This is a genomic window from Shewanella sp. A22, from assembly GCF_053850585.1.
Window position 1 is genome coordinate 1 of the sequence record NZ_JBSQBN010000183.1, and the last position, 5800, is coordinate 5800.

3 protein-coding genes are annotated in these 5800 nt (G+C 42.2%); all 3 read right to left on the reverse strand.

Annotated elements, in window-relative coordinates; translation table 11 throughout:
* Nucleotides 1-252 precede the first annotated feature (252 nt).
* Nucleotides 253-1170 carry a L,D-transpeptidase family protein gene (locus ACWXWT_RS19630; protein ID WP_456043257.1) on the reverse strand — a complete coding sequence of 306 codons (918 nt, stop codon included), beginning with the start codon at nucleotides 1168-1170 and terminating at the stop codon, nucleotides 253-255.
* Nucleotides 1171-1310: 140 nt separating this feature from the next.
* Nucleotides 1311-2861: a nitric oxide reductase transcriptional regulator NorR gene (gene norR, locus ACWXWT_RS19635; RefSeq protein WP_456043258.1), complete on the reverse strand. Its 1551-nt coding sequence runs from the start codon at nucleotides 2859-2861 to the stop codon at nucleotides 1311-1313.
* Between the two features lie 141 nt (nucleotides 2862-3002).
* The gene (locus ACWXWT_RS19640; protein WP_456043259.1) at nucleotides 3003-5285 is read right to left on the reverse strand and encodes a nitric-oxide reductase large subunit; all 2283 of its coding nucleotides are present in this window, start codon (nucleotides 5283-5285) and stop codon (nucleotides 3003-3005) included.
* Between the last annotated feature and the right edge of the window lie 515 nt (nucleotides 5286-5800).

Consider the following 5800-nt stretch of genomic DNA (forward strand, 5'->3'; position numbering starts at 1 on the left):
GATACTGGAGGTAGAGTAACGCAGGAGCTTGTTACCGAGGATCACTATTCGCTTCAATCATCTGCCTTGCCTACAGCACTTTGAACTCCCGCTGAAAGATCACATATTTAATAGGATTGGTATAACATTACTTGCCCTTTGTCCCACGTACAGTGTGAGTTTATTAGGCGCATATAAAAATGGCTTTGTTGCAGTAGTGTCAACAAAGCCATTTTTGTTATGTTCAATTAAAGCCAAACATTACTATGGTGTTTATGGGTTAATGCGAGTCGGCATCCCAGTACGTTGTTCAAGTAGTCGTTTTAATGTAAATGAATCGGTATCTGGATGAGCCACAAATCGAGTCATTTCTTTATCAAATGTTAATGCTACAGGCTCTGTCGATTCAAATTCAGCTTGAGTGCGCGAGAGTGGTTCGTGAACTTCTAAGTAACGGTTACCGTCGGGCTCTTCTGTGGCTTTAATTGGTTTGTTAATAAATTCAACACGAGTGCCAACAGGCACACTATTAAATAAATGTTCAATGTCTTCATCACGCAAGCGAACACAACCAGAACTTACCCGTAAGCCAATACCAAACGTGGCGTTAGTACCATGAATCGCATATAAGTTTCCCACATAGAGTGCAAATAACCCCATTGGGTTGTCTTCGCCAGCAGGCCATACTGCAGGTAATGTTATTCCTTTAGCTGCGTAAGATTTGCGAATGTTTGCTGTGGGTGTCCATGTTGGATTAGCGCGTTTGCGTTGAATGGTGGTGACCCACTTTTCAGGTGTGTCTTTACCAATCTGTCCAATACCGATAGGTAATACTTCAACTGTGTTTTTACCTTTTGGGTAATAATACAAACGCATTTCAGCTGAATTAATTACCACACCTTCATGCTTTGTGTCAGGTAAAATTAACTGATGTGGGATCAGTAATGTGCTACCGGGCTTAGGCAGAAAAGGGTCAACTCCAGGATTGGCTTCTAGTAAGTTAGTTAATCCTAGCTGAAACTTTGAAGCAATCTGCTCTAAAGTTAATTTTCCTTCTGGGACAACATAATATTGATTTTCACCTACTAAATTACTGCCTTTAGCGGGTAGACGATATTCAATTGCAGCACTTGAAAAACTTAATAAAATGGCTGTCGCTGCAATGATAGCGGAGCGTAACGAATTTATCATAAGAGTTATATCATTCCTAAAAACAGGCGTTATGTTAGTCAGACTACAATATCTTGCCAAGCTTGACTATTAGTAGAGGTTATTAGCGCGCATCCTCACTCATTACATCTAATATTTCAACTGATTTTTTTGCACTTTGATCATTTTAATCCTAAGCGCTTGGCTAAGCGATGTAAGTTACCTGAATCTAGTTCGAGGCTGCGAGCCGTTGCAGCCCAGTTGCCATTGGTTTGACTGAGTACTTGCTGAATAAACTGACTTTGAAACTGTTCTGTGGCGTCACGTAGATTCATATGTGGTAAAGATGCAATAGCGTGTTTTACGGCAACTTTTTTATGGTTTTCCTCTATTTGATCTGTCTGTTGGGTCAATTCAAAATGCTGAGGTTTTATCATGCACATGCCATCGCTTACGCCAGCTGATTTAGCTAAAACGGCCGCGCGATGAATCGCATGCTCAAGTTCGCGAATGTTACCGGGCCAATGATATTGACTGAGTAGCTTAAGCACAGTTGTATCCAAGCCCAAATGTGTTAATTGCAGTTGTTGGCGATAACGTTCTACGAAAAATCCAGCTAAAAGGTGAATATCAAGTGGACGTTCACGAAGCGGAGGAACCACAATCGGAAATACGCTTAATCGATGGTACAAGTCCGCCCTAAAGCGACCTGCTAACACTTCACTTTTTAGATCTTTATTGGTTGCCGCAATAATGCGTACATCGACTTTTAAGCTGCGATCATCACCGACTTTTTGTAAGTCTCCGTATTGCAGTACCCTGAGCAACTTGGCTTGTAAGTTAAGTGCAAGTTCACCTATCTCATCTAAAAACAATGTGCCTTTATCTGCCATTTCAAATTTACCGCTACGATGGCTAATTGCGCCAGTAAAGGCTCCTTTTACATGGCCAAAGAGTTCGCTTTCCGCTACCGACTCGGCAAGAGCTGCACAATTTAGGTACACTAATGGTTGCGTTGAACGTGGTGAATGTTGATGCACGGCTTTGGCTATGAGCTCTTTACCTGTGCCGGTTTCACCTAAAACCAACACATTCAACTCAGTCGCTGCGACAACGTTGACCTCATTGAGCAAGGCGACAAAATTGTCATCTTGGCCGATAATTTCGGTTTCTGTATCTAGCTGCCCAGAGGGTTTGTTACTGGTAATGGTAAAGTTGTTTGCTTGCTTTTCTAACTTATCAATCAATAGGGCATTATTTAATGAGGCAGCAGTAATGGCACTAATGCTGCGCAACTCACCGTTGGTGAATTGATCAAATTTATTTGGGTCTAATGCATCTATCGTTAAGGCGCCAATGAGTTGTTCATTGGCAAATAACGGTAAGCCGACGCAGGCATGCACTTTTAAATCACCCTCTAAATTAGGAATTAACCCATCGTAAGGATCGGGTAATTTACTGTCTGCAGGGAAACGAACAATATCCCCTGCTCGGGCGATGGCTTCAAGCCTTGGATGCTCATTTACAATAAAGCGCCGCCCTAACACATCAGCACTTAAGCCATCAATCGCCAAAGGGGTAAATTGGTGACCTTGAAATGACAATAATGCAGCAGCATCACAATCAAGTGTTTCCCTGAGGGTGGTCAGTAAACGTGAAAAACGATCGCGATTAGATAAGTTTGCCGTAATATCCAAAGCGATGCGAGTTAAGTCTGCTTGACTCAATGCCATGCTAAACTCCAATTTTTTACAGGTTGATGTCATTATGACAAGTGTGAATATAACAACAAGGGGAAAAGTTGAATGGTTTATATAAAGAAGGGGCCATTATGGCCCCTTCAGTTAGTCATCAGAATAGGTTTAGCAAATAACCTATGCTAATGCAGCCGTTTGTTTTGCTTTAGCACCCTTGCTAACAATGGCTTTCTTAATGAGGTCAAATAAAAACGCTGCCATCAATAAACCACCAATACTGAAGATAATATCGCCAAACATTCGCATCCAGACTAGGTTTTCAACTAAGTCGCTGTGGATGATTGCAGGTGAGCGTGCGTACCAGTAACCATGGTCGATGGCAGCAAAGAACTGCACAATACCGACAGGTAATAGTGACATAAACACCATTGCCGCTAAACCGATGTTTAAGGTCCAAAATGCGCCTTTAAGGTATTTGTGATTCCATTGCATGTTGCCAGTTAGTCCACGTAAGCAGAATAACATTAAGCCCATTCCCAGCATGCCGTACACTCCCATGAATGCTGCATGAGCATGGGTTGCTGTGGTATTTAAGCCTTGAATAAAATAAAGCGAAATGGGTGGGTTTATTAAGAATCCTAATACACCTGCGCCAATTAAGTTCCAAAATGAAGTTGCCACAAAGAACATAATCGCCCAGTGATAACGTTTCATCCAAGGACTTGCTTTACGTAAGCGGTAGGTTTCCATTGCTTCAAAACCAATTAATGCTAGCGGTACAACTTCAAGAGCCGAAAATATGGCTCCCCATGCAATGACGGAGGTTTGAGTGCCGGTAAAATACAAGTGGTGTAGGGTGCCAATTAAGCCACCCGTTAAAAAGATGACGGTTGAAAATAACACGGCACCATTGGCACTGCGAGCACGGATAAGCCCTAAACGAACGAGCATCAATGCAATAACTGAAGTGGCAAATGTTTCAAAGAAACCCTCTACCCATAAGTGTACTACCCACCAACGCCAGTATTCAGCAATTGCTAAGTTTGAGTGTTTGCCCATAAATAGGCCCGCACCGTAAAACAAACCAATAGCCACACATGAAGCATATAGCACCCATATAACAGGTTGCATGTCGCTGCTGACTTTTAATGCTGGGCGCATAGAGGCGGTGACTAAGGCTAACCAAATCAATAAGCCACCAAGGAGCAATATTTGCCACACACGACCTAAATCAATGTATTCGTAACCTTGGTGACCAAAGAGGAAGTTCATGTCTAGGTCAAAATACTGTTGTACCCCTAACCATTCACCCGCCATTGAACCTAATACAACAACAACCAATGCAACCCAAAGAATATTAACACCTAAACGCTGATATTTGGGTTCATAGCCTGACAGTGCAGGGGCAATGTACAATCCTGTACCAAGCCACGCGGTGGCAATCCAAAATACTGCTAATTGAGTGTGCCAAGTACGGGTGACGGAGTAGGGAAGAATTTCTGATAGTGGCAATCCATAAAACTCTTGTCCTTCAACTGCATAGTGTGCGGTAATACCACCGAGTAGTATTTGCAGTAAAAACAAACCTATAGCAGTAATAAAATACTTACCCACGGCTTTTTGTGAGGCTGTTGGCTTAGTGTGAAATAATGGATCTTCTTTTGCGGGTGCAGGTAGTGGCTCTTGCTTACAGCTTGCATGATGCCAAATGAGCATTCCCACACCTAAGATCAGGGTGATGATACTTAGGATAGACCAAACAATGTTGTCTGATGTGGGTAAGTTGCCAATTTGTGGATCGTATGGCCAGTTGTTGGTGTAAGTGTAATCATAACCTGGGCGTTCAGTTACAGCAGCCCAAGCCCCCCAAAAGAGAAAGGCATTTAATAACTCACGATGTTCAGCATCAGTAATAGTGCCTTCTTTCATGGCGTATTGTTCTCGTAGCGAACTTAATGCTGGGTCGTCACCAAATAAAGATAAATAGTGTTGAGTTGCTTCTTTTATTGCCGCAATCCTGGTGTTAGAAAGGGTGACATGGGTTTCATCCTCAGCACCTTCAACAACTGTATTATGGCGAATATCATTTCTAAGTGCTTTTTCTAAACCGGCTTGCTGTTCTGAATTCAACGCAGAAAAGTCGCGGTTATAACGTTCGTTTGCAGTAATAGACAGCCAAGCTTGGGCTTCACGGTGCAACCAGTCGGCAGTCCAGTCAGGTGCGATATAAGAACCATGTCCCCAAATAGACCCTAACTGATGGCCGCCCATTGAACGCCACACAAGTTGGCCTTGTTCAATATCGTTTTGGGTGAATATGGGTTGGCCGCTGGTGTCAGTGAAGGCCGTTGGAATTGGTGGTTTTTCTCGATATATGCCACTGCCTAAACTGAGTAATACAGTAAAGGAAGCCACTAGCACGATTAGCAGTGCAATGCCGGTGAGTTTATTTTTGCTCATAAGTCCTCTTAGCGCAAAGTCATTTTGATACAGTTAATCTGACAATACACAAGTCGTGCCAACTTATTTGTATTTTGTATGTGTTTGATTTTAAGGTTATTTACTCTTGGTTGATAAGTTTTTTAATGTCAAAATGACATCAATTAGAGGTTGTTAACATGACATTGTGGTGTCATATTGACAGTAAGTGTTGTGAGTAAGGTCACATTTGTTGGATAAATGACCTGTCATGTGTTTTAGGTGTAAAAGGGAATGATGCGAATTAGAAACAGAATATACAATCATACCAATCCTATTAAATATGTGATCTTTCAGCGGGAGTTCAAAGTGCTGTAGGCAAGGCAGATGATTAAAGCGAATAGTGATCCTCGGTAACAAGCTCCTGCGCTACTCTACCTCCAGTATCTGACCGCCATGGATGGTGGGAATGTGTTATTTTTTATGGAAAAAAATAGACCATGCAGTCGTATTTTGAAAGCATCTAACGAAGCATAAAGGACTTTGAAACCCGCCAG

Excerpts from the sequence above, each read along its gene's own strand:
- ACWXWT_RS19630 (WP_456043257.1), bottom strand. The coding sequence starts at position 1,170 with ATGATAAATTCGTTACGCTCCGCTATCATTGCAGCGACAGCCATTTTA.
- norR (WP_456043258.1), bottom strand. The coding sequence starts at position 2,861 with ATGGCATTGAGTCAAGCAGACTTAACTCGCATCGCTTTGGATATTACG.
- ACWXWT_RS19640 (WP_456043259.1), bottom strand. The coding sequence starts at position 5,285 with ATGAGCAAAAATAAACTCACCGGCATTGCACTGCTAATCGTGCTAGTG.